The following is a 16,934-nucleotide window of genomic DNA, read 5'->3' as shown; positions in this document are numbered from 1 at the left end:
GGGGTATTTATGTCGAACAGTTTGCTGTCAGGAAAAGTGGTAACGATGTCGAGTCGTGAAATTGCGGCGCTGGTGCACAGTAAGCACGGTGATGTGAAGCGCTCTGCTGACAGGCTTGTAGCTGGTGGTATTTTAAGCGCGCCGTTGGCGCACACCCCCTACCAGCATGAGCAGAACGGTCAGGAATATCAGGAATACTGGTTCAACAAACGTGATTCTCTGGTGCTGGTCGCCCGGTTGTCGCCGGAGTTTACCGCCGCGGTGGTTGACCGTTGGCAGGAGCTGGAAACAAAAAGCCAGGTACCACAGTCATTACCGGAAGCCCTCCGCCTGGCTGCGGATCTGGCTGAAGAAAACCAAGCCTTAGAATCACGGCTGGCGCTGGCGGCCCCGAAAGTGGAGTTTGTCGATCAGTACGTCATGGCGAAAGGTTCAATGGGCTTCCGCGCAGTCTGCAAATTGCTGCATGCCAAAGAACCGGAGTTCCGACTGTTCCTGTTCGAGAAAGGGATTGTTTACCGGCTTGAAGGCCAGTTGACGCCAAAGGCCATTCACTTAGAAGCCGAGCGCTTTGAAGTGAAGACAGGCACAAGCCAGCAGAATCAGCATGCGTTCCGGCAGGCTCGCTTCACGGCGAAAGGTGTTGAATGGGTTGCCGGGCTGTGGGCCGGATATTTGAAACAGAAACAGGAGAGCGCGGCGTGAGAGCATTATTGAAGCCATACCCACAGAGGGATTTGGGGATCGTGCTGTTGCGGCCTCCGGGCGACATGCTGCAGCACTTTAGCGGTAAACGTCTGCTGATCACCGACGAGCCCGCTGATTTGCGTAATGCGCCTGATGGGATTGTTCTTCCAGAAGTGCAGCCGATCGCCAAACACCCACTGATAAGCAGTTTTCTCGCGTCAGAGCCCGTTCTTTATGCTGCCGGCGGATGGGAGGCGATGACTAACTGGGTTAAACACAATCGCGGTTGCCAATGCTCCGATCATGCTGGATATCATCACCACGAAATGACGCATGCGCGCCGGAAGCGCGGTGTTCTATCCCTATGCTGGTATCACGACACCCAGTTACGGAACAAAGAATCAGTCGATCTGGATGATTTAGCTCTGGCAAACACCATGGAGTTTGTCACTGAAAGGATCCGCCGCTGGCTGGGTGAGCCTGTTGGTCACAAAATATCACTGGGCGAGTTGTGCTGGTGGGCGGTCGGAAAAGGCATAGCTGACAAGTTACCGGAGAAAATTATCAGTGAAGCCATGGGGATTCCTTACGACGTGCCCGGTGGACAGCGCAAAGAGGCAGACGTGAACCCATGGGCGAAACAGCCTGGTGAAGTGCTGTCGGAAAACATCAAACCGGTGCTGGCGCTGGCAATCGATCCGGAGACGCCGGAGTCATTCTTGCTGCGCCCGAAGCGCCGCCGGTATGAGAACACGAAATACACTCAGTGGATAAAGCGCCAGCCATGTTGTGCCTGTGGAAACGGGTCTGATGATCCGCACCACATCACCGGCAACGGATTTGGTGGGATGGCGACAAAAGCGCATGACCTGTTCGTGATACCGCTGTGCAGACGGTGTCATGACTCACTTCATGCCAATACCCAGGATTGGGAAAAAGAACACGGTACACAGGAACATCTGTTACTGACGACATTAGACCGCGCGCTGGCGATGGGTGTTATCGCTACCGGCAAAGCAAAATAAGAGTGTGGAGAGAATAATGCGTGATATTCAACTGGTACTGGCTCGTTACGGCGTTTGGGCGAAAGATAATTCAGGCGTTGACTGGTCACCGATTGCGGCAGGATTTAAAGGCCTGCTGCCCGCGGAATCCAGCAAGATCGAATCCTGCTGTGATAATGATGGTCTGATTGTGGATGCCGCCGTGGGCCGCCTGGCTGCCGTCCGTAAACCGGAAGAGGTAACGCTCATTATGCTGCATTACCGCATGGGTCTGTCCAAACGGAAAATAGCGAAGATGTACAAAGTGAGTGAAGGCCTGATCCGCCAGCAGTTGCAGGTAGCGGAAGGCTTCGTTGATGGTTGTCTCGCGATGACCGGAGCGGTGCTGGAGATGGACGCTTACACTCAGAAAATCAGGGTGGCGAAAGTCGCATAAAATAGTTCTAGTGCGCTACGCAAAAACTCTTGTAACCTGATAAGAGTGGTCACGTAGTCACAAAGCTTAAATAGTCTCAAAAGCCTCGTACCCACGAGGTTTTTTCATTTCGGATATAATGGGCCTTCTGCAAAACAAGAAAGGGCGCATTATGAGCGAAGTAATCAATATTTTTGAAATGATAGCCAAAGGCAATTATTCAAGTTTATTTTGGATTCTGTTAATCGACTGTGCTTTAAAGCTTGTTGTCCTTCCAATAGTCAAACTTTTACGCGGTTTCTTTATTCGGCAGTACGAGTGGCGGTCTTATAAACGCTACCTATCCGCTGGGTCTTCAGAAGAGACAGCACGATTTAAAGCAAAAAATGCATTTCGTAATGGCGAAAAGAACACCTGGAGCTCGAGATTATTCGATAGGCTCTTTCTCTATTACATAAAACGGACTTCTCACTAAATCATAAGCCGCCTTAGCGGCTTTTTTTATGCCCTCAATTCGGTTGTGAGGACACCAACAGCGATAAGGGGTTTATCAATGTCTGATCCATTGTCTGGCGCTGCTGGTGCCACTGTGGCACTTGCTGGCGTCAGTATATTCGGATGGGTTAGCGGTCTGGACTATGGCGTAGTTTTCGGTTCCTTTGCTGGCGCTATGTTCTATGTCACCTCAGCCACTGACCTTACTCTTCTTCGCCGGGCCTCTTATTTCTGTGTGTCCTTCATGGTAGGGCTTTTCGGGGCTGGCGTGATGGGTTCGAAATTATCTTCATGGCTCGGATACAGCGATAAACCATTGGATGCTCTGGGCGCGTTAATCATCGCAGCAATAGCAGTTCAGTTGCTGACCTTCGCGAGCAACAGAGCGAAAAACCCAACATCACTGATTGATCGGTGGAGGGGGAACAGTGGTAATAAATGACCCGCTGGTGATTGGCAACGTAGTGCTTTGCAGCCTGGTTGTCATTCGCCTCAGCTTCTTCCGTAAGAAGGGCGCTACACATCGGACGTGGGCTTCATGGCTGGCATACCTGCTGATCCTGGCATATGCGACGGTTCCGCTCCGATTCATGTTTGATCACTACACCAGCACCCACTGGGCGGCTTTCGCAATCAACGCGATTATCTGCGTTGCTGTGTATCGAACCGGTGGCAACGTCGCCAAACTATTCAGCGCGCTGAGACATCCACAATGACAAAAGACCAATTTACACGGGCGGCTTCCCTGAGCGCCGACTTAGCCGCGCGCTGGTATCCGCATGTGGTGTCCACGATGGCTGAATTCGATATTTCCACTCCGGCGCGTCAGGCGGCATTCATTGCGCAGGTGGGGCATGAGTCCCGTGGATTTAAAACCCTGGTCGAGTCCTTCAACTATTCGATCGCCGGGCTTTCAGTGTTTACGCGCCTCACAGCATCACAACGTGAACAGCTCGGGCGCCGGAATGGTGAAGGTCCGCTGCCTGTTGAGCGCCAGCGCGCCATTGCCAATCTTGCTTATGGTGGCCGGTACGGCAATAAAGCGGCGGGTGACGGTTATAAATTCCGTGGACGTGGTCTGAAACAAATCACGTTCCTCGATAACTATCTGGCCTGCGGCCGCGCACTGGGCATTGACCTAATTACCGATCCTGACCTGCTGCTGAAAGATGAATATGCGGCGCGGTCGGCGGGCTGGTTCTGGAAGGCCAACAACTGCAACAGCTTCGCCGACTCAGGCGACTTTGTGGGGCTGACCAAACGCATCAACGGCGGCGTTAATGGTCTGTCCGATCGTCAGGCTCGCCTGGTAATTGCCCAGAAAGCGCTGGGCATCTGAGAGGCACGACGTGGAAACATCATTGTTCGCTTCTGTGCTTAAGGCTTACTGGAAATCGGCTGTTGCCATATTACTGGCCGCCGCCCTGGTCTGGTGGATTGAGGGGCTGCGCTGGGACGCAGACGTGTCAAAGCTGAAAGCGACCCATACCGCCGAGCTGAAGAAATTCAGTGATCAGGCCGTGATTGACCTGACCAATCAGAAGAAGCGCACCGAAGCGGCACAAACCGCGCTGGCGGCGCTGGATGCAAAACACACGAAGGAATTAGCCGATGAACAGGCCAAGAATGACCGTCTGCGCGCTGATGTCGCTGCTGGTACTCGCCGGGTGCGGATCGCAGCAGCAAACCTTGCCACCTGCGAGCTCGTCGGGAACAGCACTACCGGAACCGGCGGCGTGGGCGATGCAGCACAAGTCGAACTCTCTGGCTCTGGTGGACGGGCTGTTCTCGATCTCCGAGCCAGCGCCATCAAAGACGACCAAGTGATCCAATATCTTCAGGGCTATGCCGCTGAAGCGCAGAAGCGGTGCAAAATCCAATAGGTGCATCTGAATGGAAGTAATTATTGACGGTACCCGTTACTGTCCAGCAGGCCAGCAGCAATCAAAAATCGGTATCGCAATAACGACTCACAACAGGCCAGCTGTTCTGGCAAAGACGATTGAGCAGCATCTGAAGCACTTCCCTGCTGGCGCCAAGTTGATTGTGATAGATGATGGTTCCGCGCCAGCGGCCACCACAGCCGGTATCGAAATAATCAGACATGAGAAATCACTCGGGATCGTTGCTTCAAAGAACAGGAGCCTTGAGGCGCTGATTGATGCGGGGTGTGAGCACCTGTTTCTTTGGGACGATGACGCTTATCCGATCAGCGATAATTGGCACGTCCCATACGTCGAATCACCTGAGCCGCATCTGGCTTACCAGTTTCTCGATGTGAGCACTCCACGCAAAATTAAAGACATGACAGTCTTATATCGCGATGACCGGCACATTGCATACACCGGCCAGCGCGGTGTGATGCTTTATTACCACCGTAGCGCCATTGAGAAGGTCGGCGGCTTTGACCCTGTTTATGGTCGTGGCATGTATGAGCATCCGGATCTGGCGCTGCGTATCCACAATGCAGGGCTGACAACCTGGGCAAATGCCGACGTGGTCGGCTCTGAAACACTCATCTATTCGCTGGACGAGCATGAAGCGGTTGAGCGTTCGGTGGCTCGACCTGACCGAGAGGCGTTGGTACGCAATAACGTATCCGTTTTCAATGCCCGGCGTGACTCAGGATATTCAGGATATGCACCTTTCCGGCGCCAGCGTGATGTTGTGATCACCTCGTTACTTACAAGCCAGCCCGACCCACAGCGCGCCGCGCCAATGAAACCAGATGAATCTGTGCTGTCAGCCTGGGCGGCTTCCATTCGTGGCGCTGTCGCCATTGTGCTGGCGGATCAACTCATTGCTGCACCTGCTGGCGCTTCACTGGTTAACATGCCCGCTGTTCAGATGAGCCCGTACTTTGCTCGCTGGGTTCACATCTACCAACACCTCAGAGCGCATCCTGAATATCGGTTTGTCTGGTGTACGGATGGCACTGACGTCGAGATGCTGCGTGAGCCTTGGGCTGAGATGGTGCCGGGCACGATATACGTTGGCTCAGAGCATAAGACTTACGCCGACGGATGGATGAAGGCCAATCATCACGGGCGCGCATACGGTGAATTCATTGATCAGCACCGCGATGATCCACTGCTTAATGCCGGTCTCCTTGGCGGCTCACGTGCTGACGTGATGGAGTTTGCACACAGGATCATCAGGCTCCATTACCGCATCGAAAGTCAGCGGTTCTGGAAGATGGAGGCTGCGCCAGCAACCGCGGTTGATATGGGCGCGTTTGGCATGGCTGCGAAGTCATTCGGGGACCGTATCGTTACCGGCCCCAAGATCCACACCATTTTTAAATCTGACGGTATAGGTAAGGAGTTGGCCTGGTGGAAGCACAAATAAGGTTTGTGATCGTCGGGCATCATTCGCGTCGTGAAATGGCTTCCCGCCTTGCTGAAGAGGTGGATGCGCATCAGTTGATTGATGATGGTGATCACGGTGCAAATTGGAACCACCGGCGCGCTATAGAATGGGCAAGCCAGCAGGAATGTCGGACTGTAATATTGGAAGACGACGCTTTGCCGGTCCCTGACTTTGCTAACCAGGTTAGAGAATGGCAGCAGCGTTTTCCTGATGACCTTATCTCTTTCTATCTCGGCACCGGCCGCCCGCCTCAGTATCAGTTGCTTATTGCAACCTCTCTGATTGATGCGGATAAACGCCGCCGCGACTTCATCACCATGCCACGTCTAATTCATGGCGTCTGTTATAGCCCGCCGGTAAGTGGCATGGCTCGAATCGTCCAGAACTGGAACTACACCAAGGCTGCTGACTATGCCGTCGGTGATGCGCTAGGACAGCGGGTGATATACCCATGCTATTCGCTGGTTGAGCATGCTGATATCAGTACAGTCGAGAGACACCCAGATAATGAGCCACGTAAAGAACGCCGCCGTGCCTGGCGTCTCGCAATGAGCCCGTCGTTCGAACAATCATAAGTGAGTAAATATGAAACATATCCAGTTAGCAAAGCTTTACCGTTCCGGCGAGTTCTTCGGTTATGGCCTGGCTGTTGATGGCGAGTTGCTTAATCAGCAGGTCGATACGAATATCCTCACAGAGGCGAATAAGTTGCCGCATATCACTGCCCGCTTCTATCTCAAAGAGCAGCAGGCTGAGAACCCAATCATCATTCACCTGGATCAGCATGAGCAAACTGAAGACCTTACAGCCAAGGCTTAAAGCCATTGATACCCGACGCCTTAAGCCAGTGTATGGCGAAGACCGGCGAGTCAGTGGCAGTGCAAGGGTTGGTTTAAAGCGCAGAGTATATGTGCGAGATGGCGGTCATTGTTGCATGTGCGACCGTGTCGTCGACTTATGCGATAGCGAGCTGGATCATCGTGTGGCCCTTCAGTTTGGTGGCAACAATTCAGAAGCAAATCTCTGGACCCTGTGCATCCCCTGTCATGCTGCCAAATCAGCGCGGGAAGCAAGTGAAGGCCTACCCGACGACGAGGCGCTCAAATATCCGGTGCCAGGTGCATCTGGTAAAGGTGGCATCGTCGGGATCTAACCTAATTGATAATGAATATCAAAAGCATTCTAAATAGTTGCATTTGAAATTATTCCAAGAAAATGAGAATTATTATCACGCTAGGGGTGGGGGGGGTATAAACCAAAGTAAACCCGGATCGGACTGGACACCTCGCCCCCTCTCACGCACAGAAAAAATCCCCTTTGGAGGGTATAAACATGTTAACAGCGCAGAAGCGAAAGTTTGCTCTCGCGCTGATGTCCGGGATGTCAAAAAAAGATGCAGCTATTGATGCGGGATATTCTGATAAATCCGCACGCTCCAAGGGTTCGCAGCTTTCAAAAGACTCGGAGGTCATCGCTTTTATTGAGCGCAAAAAAAATGAAAAAGCTGAAGTTGATGACATTCCCGAATGCAGGCGAATTGTTAATAACCCAACGGTAAACACAGCTCAAGAAAGTCATCCCATTTCTGCGCCGGTGGCAGGGTGGGTCGATGACCCTTTAGAGTTTCTGAAAACAATAATGAATGATGACAAGAAAGAAATAGAAGTCAGAAAAGATGCCGCCAAGGCGATGCTTCCCTATATTCACCCGAAAAAGGGTGAGGGCGGTAAAAAGGATGCGAAGCTCGGAGCCGCGAAAGCAGCTCACAGCAAATTCAGCGGCATGGCCCCGCCTAAACTGGTGGTTAATAACAAGGGGTAATTTATGCCGCAGTGGACTACCGCCTGCCTTGACTGGGAAGAACGCCTGGTCAAGCGTCAGCCCATAATTCCGCCGCCGATTTACGCAGAGCAGGCCGAGCAGGCGCTGTCCATTTTCAAAGAACTCCGGATCTCTGATTTACCCGGCAAGCCAACGTTCGGGGAATGCACTGAGCGGTGGGTTTTCGATTTCGTTAAGGCCATTTTCGGCGGTTACGAGGCGGAAACTGGAAAGCAGCTTATCCGCGAATATGGGCTGCTAATTTCAAAAAAGAACACAAAATCAACAATAGCCGCCGGAATAATGCTGACCGCGCTCATCCTCTGCTGGCGTGAGGATGAAGAGCACCTGATTATTGCGCCGACTAAAGAAGTCGCGGACATGAGCTTTAAGCCAGCCGCCGGCATGGTGCGCGCTGATGAAGAACTCTCCGACATGTTCCATATTCAGGACCACATCAGGACTATCACGCACCGAGTTACCCGCAATAGCCTGAAGGTTGTGGCCGCTGATACAGATACCGTTTCCGGTAAAAAAGCCGGGCGTGTATTGGTAGACGAACTTTGGCTTTTCGGAAAGAGGCAGAATGCCGAGGCTATGTTCATGGAAGCATTGGGCGGGCAGGTATCGCGCGATGAAGGTTGGGTGATCTTTCTTACAACCCAGAGCGATGAACCGCCAGCGGGAGTTTTTAAAGAAAGACTGGAATACTGGCGCGATGTTCGCGACGGCAAAATAAATGACTCAAAAACTCTCGGTGTGCTTTATGAATTTCCTGAAAAGATGGTGGAAAGCAAAGCATATCTGGAAGAGAGAAATTTCTACATCACCAATCCAAATGTTGGCCGATCTGTCAGTTCGGAATGGATAGGTGATCAGCTCCTCAAGAATCAGTCGAAAACCGATGGGACTCTTCAGCAGTTTTTAGCCAAACACCTCAATATAGAAATAGGGTTAAACCTTCGCAGCGACCGCTGGGCCGGTGTGGATTTTTGGGAAGTGCAGGCGCGCCGCGTAACGCTTGAAGAAATCCTGCTCCGGTGTGAAGTGGTGACCGTTGGTATCGACGGCGGCGGTCTTGATGACCTTCTTGGACTTTCAGTTATTGGCCGGGATAAAGAAACGCGGGAATGGCTGTGCTGGTGTCATGCTTGGGCGCATAAAATAGTACTGGAACGCCGAAAAAGTGAAGCGTCCCGCCTTCTGGACTTTCAGAAAGATGGTGACCTGACAATCGTAGAATTGGTCGGCCAAGATACGGATCAGTTGGCTGAGATAGTCGGGCGCATACACACCGCCGAGTTGCTGGATAAAATTGGTATTGACCCCTCCGGCGTCGGTTCTATTCTCGACGCACTCACTGAGGTAGAAATACCCGCTGATTCCGTCGTCGGCATCAGCCAGGGGTGGCGGCTTGGCGGTTCTATTAAGACCACTGAACGCAAACTTGCTGAAGGTGTGTTGGTTCATAGCGGCCAGCCGCTGATGGCCTGGTGCGTAGGCAATGCCCGAGTCGAACCTAAGGGCAACGCCATCCTGATCACTAAACAGGCAAGCGGCAAAGGTAAGATTGACCCCTTAATGGCTTTATTTAACGCTGTGTCATTGATGGCGTTGAATCCAGAGGCGAAAAAGCAGGATTACCAAGTATTTTTCATATGACATCTAATTCAGATAACGACCCGCTCCGGCGGGTTTTTTCGTTTCAGGAGGCCAGTAAATGACGCTTAATCGCGCATGCACCCTCATGACGATCAAGGCTGTTAACGAGGATGACCGGATTATTACCGGCATTGCGTCGACACCTTCTCCCGATCGCGATGGTGACATCATGGAGCCGGAAGGCGCCAAATTCAGAAGCGACACTCCCTTTCTCTGGCAACACGACCGAACTCAACCGATCGGTAGTTGCACGCCGAAGATGGTCAAGGAAGGGTTGCAGATCACTGCAAAATTAGTGAAGCCGACACCGGATATGCCCTCACAACTGGCTGCCCGCCTTGATGAAGCATGGGCATCAATTAAGTCGGGGCTTGTTAAAGGATTATCCATCGGCTTTCGCCCGATCGAATACTCCTACCTCGATGAAGGTGGAATCCGTTTTCTTTCCTGGGATTTGCTGGAAGTGTCCGCCGTGACCATCCCGGCGAACGCCGAGTGCAACATCACCACTGTGAAATCCTATGACCGCCAGTTACTCGCCGCGTCAGGCAATGAGAAGCCGGTCGTCAAATCAACACCATCTGCTGGCGCTACAGCAAAAAAACCTAATGAAATTAAAGGAAAAAATATGAATATCGCAGAGCAGATTAAAAGCTTTGAAGCTAAGCGTGCGGCGCTGGCGGCATCCCTCAATGATGTCATGAGCAAAGCAGCTGACGACGGCCGTACACTCGATCTCGAAGAAACCGAGCAATATGACAACGTCTCTTCAGAAGTTAAAGCGGTAGACGATCACTTGAAACGTCTGCGCGACATGGAAAACAACATGGCATCTACTGCTAAACCTGTTGCTAAGGCAGCGGCTGGCGAAGTTACCACCGTTGATAATCGGGCTCCTGGCATCATCCGCGTTGAGCAAAAGTTAGAAAAAGGCGTGGCATTTGCGCGCTTTACGAAGGCTCTTGCTGTTGCCAAAGGTGTGCGTTCTGAAGCGCTTCAGATTGCAAAAAATAAATATCCTGAAGACACCAAGTTACATCACGTTTTGAAAGCAGCTGTAAATGCCGGCACTACCACTGACCCTGAATGGGCCGGTTCTCTGGTCGAATACCAGGACTTTGCGAATGACTTTGTGGATTTCCTTCGTCCGAAAACGATCATCGGGCAGTTTGGCGTCGGCAACATCCCATCATTGCGAGATGTGCCATTCAATATCCGGGTTCCGGTTCAAACATCCGGCGGTTCTGCACAGTGGGTTGGTCAGGGTAAGGCAAAACCCCTGACTAAATTTGATTTTGAAACAATCACTTTCGGCTTCTCAAAAGTTGCGGCAATTTCCGTATTGACCGAAGAATTATTGCGCTTCTCAAACCCTAAAGCCGACGTTCTGGTACGTGACTCACTGGCAGAATCGGTTATCGCTCGCCTTGACCTGGACTTCGTGGACCCACTGAAAGCTGCACAAGCAGGCGTTTCGCCTGCGTCGATTACAAACGGTGCAACAACAATTGCCAGTACCGGCGATCCTGATGCAGACAGCACGGCCGCATTCCAGGTCTTCATCGATGCAAACCTGCAACCGACAGGCGCTGTCTGGTTGATGTCCAGTTCCACGGCGCTTGCATTGTCCAAGCGTAAAACCCCGCTCGGTGCCAAAGAATACCCTGACATGACAATGTTTGGTGGCACTTACGAAGGACTTCCGGCGATTGTTTCTCAGTACGTCGGTAATCAAATCATCCTGATGAATGCCCCAGATATTTATCTGGCCGATGACGGTGGCGTGGCTGTTGATATGTCCAGCGAAGCTTCTCTGGAAATGGAGTCTGCTCCAACAGGTGACAGCGTGACTCCGACAGGGGTTGAACTGGTTTCCATGTGGCAGACAAACAGCGTAGCGATCCGTGCAGAACGCTGGATCAACTGGCAGCGCCGCCGTACCGCAGCGGTAGCGGTAATCAGCGGTGTTAACTACGGCTCAGGTCAGACGAGCTAAGCAGTCTGACGAATACGGAGGGCGGGGGTAACCCCGCCATTTTTAATGGCAAGGATCAGATATCTTCAGCGTACTCATGATTCATCACCTGGTGATGAAAAAAATGTAAATGATCAGTGCGCAGTGGTGCTGGTCTTGCTCGGAAAAGCTGAATACATCGCTGAGAAGCGTGTTAGTAGCCGTGGTAAAAAAAATAATGCGGAGAATGGCTGATGTGGAATCCTTTCCGGAAAAAAGAAAAATCTCTTCAACAGCCAGCAACCGGACGTGGTTGGTTCAATATTATTCGTGAACCTTTTGCCGGAGCATGGCAAAGAAACCTCGAGATTAATCAAACCACTGTTTTGTCATACTATGCCGTATTTTCATGCATCACGCTCATTGCCAGCGATATATCAAAAATGCCTTCCCGATTATTGAGACGTGATTCACAAGGCGTGTGGCAAGAGCAAGAAAGTGGGCAGATAGCGAAACTGCTTAAAAAACCAAACGCTTTTCAAAACAGAATTCAGTTCTATGAAAACTGGCTCAATTCAAAACTGTGTTACGGAAATACCTACGTTTTAAAAATCCGTAATAATTCTGGCGAAATTATTGAGCTAAGAATTCTTGACCCGAATAAAGTCGTTCCCCTTGTGGCTGAAGATGGATCTGTATTTTACCAAATTAGCCCCGACAATATTTCCGGGTTAGAGACTCAAGTTACCGTTCCGGCGCGTGAGATAATTCACGATCGCTTCAACTGTTTCTTTCACCCATTAGTTGGATTATCACCAATTTACGCATGTGGGCTTGCTGCTATGCAGGGCCATCATATTCAGGAAGGTTCAGCATTCTTCTTCAAAAACGGCGGAAAACCAAGTGGTGTAATCGAGGTGCCGGGTTCGCTCACACCAGAGAACGCAGCAGCAATAAAGACTAACTGGGATACGGGTTATACCGGAGAAAATGCCGGTAAAACCGGGATCCTGAGTAACGGCGCAAAATATAACCCAGTCTCCATGTCTGCTGTAGATGCCCAACTTGTGGAGCAGCAAAAAATGTCGGCTGCTGTTGTGTGTTCAGCTTTTCACATACCAGCCTATAAGGTGGGCGTTGGTGATCCCCCTTCATCGGATAACATCGAGGCGCTGGAGCAACAGTATTATTCCCAATGTCTGCAGGTCCTGATCGAATCGATTGAACTATTGCTCGATGAAACCTTCGACCTCAATGGAAATACGGGTACGGAGTTCGATGTTGGCGCGCTACTTCGGATGGATACTGAACGCCGCATAAAAACCCTTGGCGAAGCGGTTAAAAACACAATCATGTCGCCGAATGAGGCGCGGAAAAAAGAGAATCTTCCACCGGTACCTGGTGGCAACTCACTATATCTTCAGCAGCAGAACTTTAGCCTCGAAGCTTTATCCCGGCGTGACGCTTCTGAAAACCCATTTGCTACTGGATCCCAGCCTACAGAAAGCAATCCAGCTGACACTGGTGGTAAAGCACTTTCAGAGGCTGAAATCTCAGTTACCAAGACGCTGATCAGAGGGATGATAAAACAATGAATGAACGCGAATTATCTTTGGTGAAAGCCATAGGAGATGAGTTAAATTCTGCGATTTCATCTCTTCGTGACGAGTTTTCTAAATCTCTGGAGTTGCATAAAAAATCCTTTAATGAAGCTTTATTGCAAATTAAAAATTCTGTCGACCAACTCCCAATAGAAGAAAAAACTGACCTTGAACAGATGGTGTCTGCCGCGGTTTCCTCTGCGATTTCAGCTATACCGGCGCCTGAATCCCCCGAATTACCCGATATCTCTTTAATGGTTTCTGAGGCTGTATCGAAGTTGCCGACACCAGAAGACGGGAAAAGCATTACAGCGGATGACGTAAAGCCAATGCTTCAGGAAATGGTTAATGCCGCCGTGGCCACTATCCCCAAACCTGAAAACGGAAAGGACTTCGATCCTGACCTGCTTAACTTGGCTGTTGCGGATGCAGTGAACGCGCTTCCGAAACCGACTGACGGCCGTGACGCACTGAATCTCGAAGTTCAACCTTCTATCGACCCATCTAAAAACTATGACCGCGGTATTTTCGCGACACACAACGGCGGCCTGTGGCGTTCATATGAGAAAACGCATGGTATGCGCGGGTGGGAATGTCTTGTTGACGGTGTCTCGGGTATCGAAATCTCTCAGGGCGATCAGCGTCAGTTCACTTTGACAGTTAATCGCGCGAGCGGGAACGCGGATACCAAATCATTTGATGTCCCGCTGATGCTTTACCGTGGTGTCTTCAAGGCTGAGCAAAGCTATCTTGCCGGCGACACGGTTACTTGGGGCGGTTCGCTGTGGCATTGCGATGAACCAACATCAGACAAGCCTGGCGAGGTTGGTTCTAAAGGGTGGACTCTGGCGGCCAAACGCGGTCGGGACGGGAGGGATAAGACGTGATCGAACTCGTAACGCTCGAACAGGCAAAGTTGCATCTTCGCGTCGATGAGGACTACGGGGACGCCGACCTGACATTAAAGATTCAGGGTGGCAGTGCGGCTATCCTGAGTTATATCCAAGGTAGCCGAGATAAGATCATTGATGCACAGGGTGTACTGCTTGAGGGTGAAGAGCTTCGCCGAGTACAAACGGCCATGTTGGTTTTGCTCGGCTATCTCGATCGTAACCGCGGTGGGGAAGAGGAAGAAAAGCTTCAGCAAGGCGAATTGCCATTTGCGGTAACAATGCTGATCTACGATCTTCGCCGCCCGACAATTATTTAGGATAAAAAATGGCATGTGCAGGTTGTGAACGCCGGAAGGCATGGTTAAAAAAGTGGGTGAAAATTGCATATGAACGAGCAACAGGAAAACCACCAGCAACTGATTCAGGAAATGCGCGCGCTGACAACAGCGATAAACCGGCAGGCTGAGACTAACCAATCGCTGTGTGATCTGCTGGTGAAAATTATCAGCGAAGAAAATGAAGGTCTGGAATTATCAGACCACAGCAGTGAACCAGTCACGTATCTTAGCGGTAAGGCCCGGGGGTAAATATGCAAGCCGGAAAATTACGCCACCGCGTGAAGATTCAAACGTCGGTCAATGTTCAGGATCCGGCAACTGGCGGGATTACGCCGGTCTGGCAAGATACGGCGTCTGTATGGGCTGATGTGTATTTTTTATCCGCGCGGGAGTTTATCGCGGCGCAGGCCGGTCAGTCTGAGGTTACGGCCAGGATCACAATCCGATACCGAACTGATGTTTCTGCTAAGAGCCGCTTAATTTTCCGCGGGAAAATTTTCAATATCGAAGGTGTTCTTCCAGATCCCAATAGTGGTCTGGAATATTTCACGCTTCCTTGCTCACAAGGGGTCAATGATGGCTGATGGTATCGACTTCACGCTCGTAGGCATTGATTCTCTTTTAGCGAAAATGGCAACCGTCAGCAGCGATATGAAAAAGAAGGGCGGTCGGTTTGCTCTCCGTAAAGCGGCAAACATCATTGCTGAAAAGGCTAAGATCAACGCCCGTCGAGTCGATGACATTGCCACCGGGCGAAGTATCGCTGACAACATCGCCATCAGGTGGAATGGACGCGTGTTTAAGCGCACCGGTGATCTTGCGTTTCGTATTGGCGTTCTTCATGGCGCCGTTCTCAAAGACCACCCTGATAAAGCCAAAAATGCCCCAACGCCGCACTGGCGCTTACTCGAGTTCGGCACGGAGAATATGCGCGCACAGCCAATCCTGCGCCCGGCGGCGGAAAACAACGTAGCGGAGGTCATTAATACTTTTGCTCGGGAATACGAGGGGGCGTTAGACCGCGCTATTAAAAGAGCAATGCGCGGAGGTGGCCAATCGTGATAGCACCAATATTTCCGGTGTGCGCGGCCAGCGCCGCAGTGACAGCGCTGATCGGGACATCACCCGTCAGGCTTTATCCATTCGGGGAGCATGATGACAGCGTTGTATATCCTTACGTTGTCTGGCAGAACATCGATGGTTCACCGCCGATGTATCTGGATACTGTTCCCGATTTTGATGAATACAAGTTGCAGGTGGACATTTACGGAAACACGGCCAGCGAAGCAGCTGCTGTTGCGCTGGCGCTGCGCAATGCTATCCAGACGCATGCATACATTACCCGGTGGGGATCTCAGGGCCGTGACCCTGAGACAAAGCGCTATCGCTACTCGTTCGATGTGGACTGGATAGTCAAACGTTAAAAACACCGAATCTATAACCCGCCGGCTTATGCCGGTTTTTTTATGCCCGGAGAAAGCCCATGTCTGTAGTGACACAAGGTACACAGTTTTTTGTACTCGCCAACGGTGTCGTAAGCGAAGTTGAATGTATTACTGCGTTTACGCCCGGCGGAAACCCGGCGGATCAAATTGAAGACACCTGTTTGAGTGAGCGTAATACCCGAACCTATAAAAAAGGTTTGCGTACTCCGGCTCAGGCTACGGTGACGCTCAATGCCGATCCGGCAAACACCAGCCATTTGATGCTGCATAACCTGTCAGAATCCGATGATCAGACTGACCTCACATTCGCGGTTGGCTGGTCTGATGGCACCTCTCTTCCAACAGTGGCAACGCCGTCAGATCCCGATGCAGTAGACGGTTTCATTCTTCCTGAAGACCGCACCTGGTTTGTATTTCAGGGGTATGTTGCCGATTTCCCATTCGACTTTCAGGCTAACACCGTTGTAACCACCTCGGCCACGATCCAGCGCTCAGGCGCGTCAGTCTGGGTACCAAAGGTTTCTGGTTCATAAGCTAAAAAACACCGCGGCGCGCGGCAGGCTGCCGCCGCTCATTTCTTTACTCACTACTGAGATGCAGAATATGAAATTGACCCTTGAGTCTTTAAAAGGTGCTGGCGCATTTACCGGCCGCCCAATCGAGAAGGAAATCACCTGGAAGCAGGGCGAGCAAGAACTGACTGCTACCGTATACGTCCGACCGCTGGGGTATTACACCGCAACGTCTGACATTCTTGCTTCGGTAGGGAAACAGGAGGGGGTGGCGGGCCGAATTGCAGCATCGATCTGCGATGAAGATGGCAAGCCAGTATTCACACCTGCAGATATTACCGGTGAGGCGGATCCTGAGCGCGGCGCGCTGGACGGGGCTCTGACTATTGCGCTTCTGGTTGCCATCTCAGAGGTGAACAACCTGGGAAAGACGACGAGCTCAGCGCCGAAAACGAGCTCTGGTGCGAATTAGTCATTAATGGGATCGGTGGTTGCACCATTGCCGAGGCACAGGAAAGGCTGAGCCTCAATGAGTTTCAGGTCTGGGTGAAATACCGAAATAAGTTCGGGAACCTCAACCCGATGATGCGGACTGAGTGGGCCGCCGCGCTGGTGGCCAGCACGCTGGCGAATATCAATCGCAAGAAAGACAGCCCGGCGTTTTCCATCACAGACTTTGCGCCGCACATCAACGAGGCACCGGTCAGCCTGGATGATGCAATGAAAAACTGGAGCTAA

Annotated in this window: 24 protein-coding genes; all 24 read left to right on the top strand. The window is 51.5% G+C overall.

Annotation, left to right across the window (positions count from 1 at the left end):
* Window positions 1-9: 9 nt before the first annotated feature.
* The 24 genes from I2123_RS15780 to I2123_RS25800 all read left to right on the top strand — a co-directional run bounded on the left by I2123_RS15780 (window position 10) and on the right by I2123_RS25800 (window position 16,934).
* The gene (locus tag I2123_RS15780) at window positions 10-705 is read left to right on the top strand and encodes a phage antirepressor KilAC domain-containing protein (protein WP_213050975.1); all 696 of its coding nucleotides are present in this window, start codon (window positions 10-12) and stop codon (window positions 703-705) included.
* The gene (locus I2123_RS15775) at window positions 702-1,712 is read left to right on the top strand and encodes a DUF968 domain-containing protein (protein WP_213050974.1); all 1,011 of its coding nucleotides are present in this window, start codon (window positions 702-704) and stop codon (window positions 1,710-1,712) included. Before I2123_RS15780 ends, I2123_RS15775 begins: the two co-directional genes overlap by 4 nt.
* A 16-nt stretch (window positions 1,713-1,728) precedes the next feature.
* Complete coding sequence (locus I2123_RS15770) at window positions 1,729-2,127, top strand: antiterminator Q family protein (RefSeq protein ID WP_213050973.1); 399 nt, start codon at window positions 1,729-1,731, stop codon at window positions 2,125-2,127.
* Between the two features lie 532 nt (window positions 2,128-2,659).
* Window positions 2,660-3,043: a phage holin family protein gene (locus I2123_RS15765; protein WP_056769637.1), complete on the top strand. Its 384-nt coding sequence runs from the start codon at window positions 2,660-2,662 to the stop codon at window positions 3,041-3,043.
* Window positions 3,030-3,317, top strand: a complete 288-nt coding sequence (locus I2123_RS15760) for a phage holin family protein (RefSeq protein WP_056769639.1) — start codon at window positions 3,030-3,032, stop codon at window positions 3,315-3,317. Before I2123_RS15765 ends, I2123_RS15760 begins: the two co-directional genes overlap by 14 nt.
* Window positions 3,314-3,940: a glycoside hydrolase family 19 protein gene (locus I2123_RS15755; RefSeq protein ID WP_213050972.1), complete on the top strand. Its 627-nt coding sequence runs from the start codon at window positions 3,314-3,316 to the stop codon at window positions 3,938-3,940. The genes I2123_RS15760 and I2123_RS15755 overlap by 4 nt, the downstream gene beginning before the upstream one ends.
* Window positions 3,941-3,950: 10 nt before the next feature.
* Window positions 3,951-4,484: a lysis protein gene (locus I2123_RS15750; RefSeq protein ID WP_213050971.1), complete on the top strand. Its 534-nt coding sequence runs from the start codon at window positions 3,951-3,953 to the stop codon at window positions 4,482-4,484.
* Window positions 4,485-4,494: 10 nt separating this feature from the next.
* Window positions 4,495-5,949 (top strand): glycosyltransferase family 2 protein, encoded by a 1,455-nt coding sequence (locus I2123_RS15745; protein WP_213050970.1) that lies wholly within the window; start codon window positions 4,495-4,497, stop codon window positions 5,947-5,949.
* Complete coding sequence (locus tag I2123_RS15740; RefSeq protein ID WP_213052538.1) at window positions 5,931-6,545, top strand: hypothetical protein; 615 nt, start codon at window positions 5,931-5,933, stop codon at window positions 6,543-6,545. Before I2123_RS15745 ends, I2123_RS15740 begins: the two co-directional genes overlap by 19 nt.
* 10 nt (window positions 6,546-6,555) lie before the next feature.
* On the top strand, window positions 6,556-6,789 hold the full coding sequence (locus tag I2123_RS15735) for a hypothetical protein (RefSeq protein ID WP_213050969.1): 234 nt from the start codon (window positions 6,556-6,558) through the stop codon (window positions 6,787-6,789).
* Entirely contained in the window at window positions 6,755-7,123 is a 369-nt protein-coding gene (locus tag I2123_RS15730) for an HNH endonuclease (RefSeq protein WP_213050968.1), read from the top strand. Before I2123_RS15735 ends, I2123_RS15730 begins: the two co-directional genes overlap by 35 nt.
* A 179-nt stretch (window positions 7,124-7,302) precedes the next feature.
* Window positions 7,303-7,791: a terminase small subunit gene (locus tag I2123_RS15725; protein ID WP_213050967.1), complete on the top strand. Its 489-nt coding sequence runs from the start codon at window positions 7,303-7,305 to the stop codon at window positions 7,789-7,791.
* A 3-nt stretch (window positions 7,792-7,794) separates the two neighbouring features.
* Window positions 7,795-9,453, top strand: a complete 1,659-nt coding sequence (locus tag I2123_RS15720; RefSeq protein WP_213050966.1) for a terminase large subunit — start codon at window positions 7,795-7,797, stop codon at window positions 9,451-9,453.
* A gap of 58 nt (window positions 9,454-9,511) precedes the next feature.
* A complete protein-coding gene (locus I2123_RS15715) occupies window positions 9,512-11,449 on the top strand; it encodes a phage major capsid protein (RefSeq protein WP_213050965.1) in 1,938 nt (645 codons plus the stop codon).
* Window positions 11,450-11,661: 212 nt separating this feature from the next.
* Complete coding sequence (locus tag I2123_RS25535) at window positions 11,662-13,002, top strand: phage portal protein (protein ID WP_244879839.1); 1,341 nt, start codon at window positions 11,662-11,664, stop codon at window positions 13,000-13,002.
* Window positions 12,999-13,895, top strand: a complete 897-nt coding sequence (locus I2123_RS25530; RefSeq protein ID WP_244879838.1) for a phage gp6-like head-tail connector protein — start codon at window positions 12,999-13,001, stop codon at window positions 13,893-13,895. Before I2123_RS25535 ends, I2123_RS25530 begins: the two co-directional genes overlap by 4 nt.
* Complete coding sequence (locus I2123_RS15705; protein WP_213050964.1) at window positions 13,892-14,218, top strand: head-tail connector protein; 327 nt, start codon at window positions 13,892-13,894, stop codon at window positions 14,216-14,218. The genes I2123_RS25530 and I2123_RS15705 overlap by 4 nt, the downstream gene beginning before the upstream one ends.
* A 69-nt stretch (window positions 14,219-14,287) precedes the next feature.
* Complete coding sequence (locus tag I2123_RS15700) at window positions 14,288-14,488, top strand: hypothetical protein (RefSeq protein ID WP_213050963.1); 201 nt, start codon at window positions 14,288-14,290, stop codon at window positions 14,486-14,488.
* Window positions 14,489-14,490: 2 nt separating this feature from the next.
* The gene (locus I2123_RS15695) at window positions 14,491-14,823 is read left to right on the top strand and encodes a phage head closure protein (RefSeq protein WP_213050962.1); all 333 of its coding nucleotides are present in this window, start codon (window positions 14,491-14,493) and stop codon (window positions 14,821-14,823) included.
* Window positions 14,816-15,301 carry an HK97-gp10 family putative phage morphogenesis protein gene (locus tag I2123_RS15690; protein ID WP_213050961.1) on the top strand — a complete coding sequence of 162 codons (486 nt, stop codon included), beginning with the start codon at window positions 14,816-14,818 and terminating at the stop codon, window positions 15,299-15,301. Before I2123_RS15695 ends, I2123_RS15690 begins: the two co-directional genes overlap by 8 nt.
* Entirely contained in the window at window positions 15,298-15,663 is a 366-nt protein-coding gene (gene gp17, locus I2123_RS15685) for a tail completion protein gp17 (RefSeq protein WP_213050960.1), read from the top strand. Before I2123_RS15690 ends, gp17 begins: the two co-directional genes overlap by 4 nt.
* 59 nt (window positions 15,664-15,722) lie before the next feature.
* On the top strand, window positions 15,723-16,217 hold the full coding sequence (locus tag I2123_RS15680) for a phage tail tube protein (RefSeq protein WP_213050959.1): 495 nt from the start codon (window positions 15,723-15,725) through the stop codon (window positions 16,215-16,217).
* 70 nt (window positions 16,218-16,287) lie between these two features.
* Window positions 16,288-16,668 carry a phage tail assembly chaperone family protein, TAC gene (locus I2123_RS15675; protein WP_213050958.1) on the top strand — a complete coding sequence of 127 codons (381 nt, stop codon included), beginning with the start codon at window positions 16,288-16,290 and terminating at the stop codon, window positions 16,666-16,668.
* A 2-nt stretch (window positions 16,669-16,670) separates the two neighbouring features.
* On the top strand, window positions 16,671-16,934 hold the full coding sequence (locus tag I2123_RS25800) for a phage tail assembly protein T (protein WP_213052537.1): 264 nt from the start codon (window positions 16,671-16,673) through the stop codon (window positions 16,932-16,934).

Origin of the sequence: Rahnella inusitata, assembly GCF_018288855.1 — a bacterium.
In the GTDB taxonomy this organism is placed as follows: domain Bacteria; phylum Pseudomonadota; class Gammaproteobacteria; order Enterobacterales; family Enterobacteriaceae; genus Rahnella; species Rahnella inusitata.
This window is presented reverse-complemented; position numbering and strand designations above follow the sequence as displayed.

Bases quoted from the DNA above. Each gene is read 5' to 3' on its own strand.
- I2123_RS15675 (WP_213050958.1), top strand. From the start codon at position 16,288: ATGAAATTGACCCTTGAGTCTTTAAAAGGTGCTGGCGCATTTACCGGC.
- I2123_RS15755 (WP_213050972.1), top strand. From the start codon at position 3,314: ATGACAAAAGACCAATTTACACGGGCGGCTTCCCTGAGCGCCGACTTA.
- I2123_RS15780 (WP_213050975.1), top strand. From the start codon at position 10: ATGTCGAACAGTTTGCTGTCAGGAAAAGTGGTAACGATGTCGAGTCGT.
- I2123_RS15735 (WP_213050969.1), top strand. From the start codon at position 6,556: ATGAAACATATCCAGTTAGCAAAGCTTTACCGTTCCGGCGAGTTCTTC.
- I2123_RS15765 (WP_056769637.1), top strand. From the start codon at position 2,660: ATGTCTGATCCATTGTCTGGCGCTGCTGGTGCCACTGTGGCACTTGCT.
- I2123_RS15745 (WP_213050970.1), top strand. From the start codon at position 4,495: ATGGAAGTAATTATTGACGGTACCCGTTACTGTCCAGCAGGCCAGCAG.
- I2123_RS15695 (WP_213050962.1), top strand. From the start codon at position 14,491: ATGCAAGCCGGAAAATTACGCCACCGCGTGAAGATTCAAACGTCGGTC.
- I2123_RS15725 (WP_213050967.1), top strand. From the start codon at position 7,303: ATGTTAACAGCGCAGAAGCGAAAGTTTGCTCTCGCGCTGATGTCCGGG.
- I2123_RS15680 (WP_213050959.1), top strand. From the start codon at position 15,723: ATGTCTGTAGTGACACAAGGTACACAGTTTTTTGTACTCGCCAACGGT.
- I2123_RS15770 (WP_213050973.1), top strand. From the start codon at position 1,729: ATGCGTGATATTCAACTGGTACTGGCTCGTTACGGCGTTTGGGCGAAA.
- I2123_RS15720 (WP_213050966.1), top strand. From the start codon at position 7,795: ATGCCGCAGTGGACTACCGCCTGCCTTGACTGGGAAGAACGCCTGGTC.
- I2123_RS15700 (WP_213050963.1), top strand. From the start codon at position 14,288: ATGAACGAGCAACAGGAAAACCACCAGCAACTGATTCAGGAAATGCGC.
- I2123_RS15690 (WP_213050961.1), top strand. From the start codon at position 14,816: ATGGCTGATGGTATCGACTTCACGCTCGTAGGCATTGATTCTCTTTTA.
- I2123_RS15715 (WP_213050965.1), top strand. From the start codon at position 9,512: ATGACGCTTAATCGCGCATGCACCCTCATGACGATCAAGGCTGTTAAC.
- I2123_RS15730 (WP_213050968.1), top strand. From the start codon at position 6,755: ATGAGCAAACTGAAGACCTTACAGCCAAGGCTTAAAGCCATTGATACC.
- I2123_RS25535 (WP_244879839.1), top strand. From the start codon at position 11,662: ATGTGGAATCCTTTCCGGAAAAAAGAAAAATCTCTTCAACAGCCAGCA.
- I2123_RS25530 (WP_244879838.1), top strand. From the start codon at position 12,999: ATGAATGAACGCGAATTATCTTTGGTGAAAGCCATAGGAGATGAGTTA.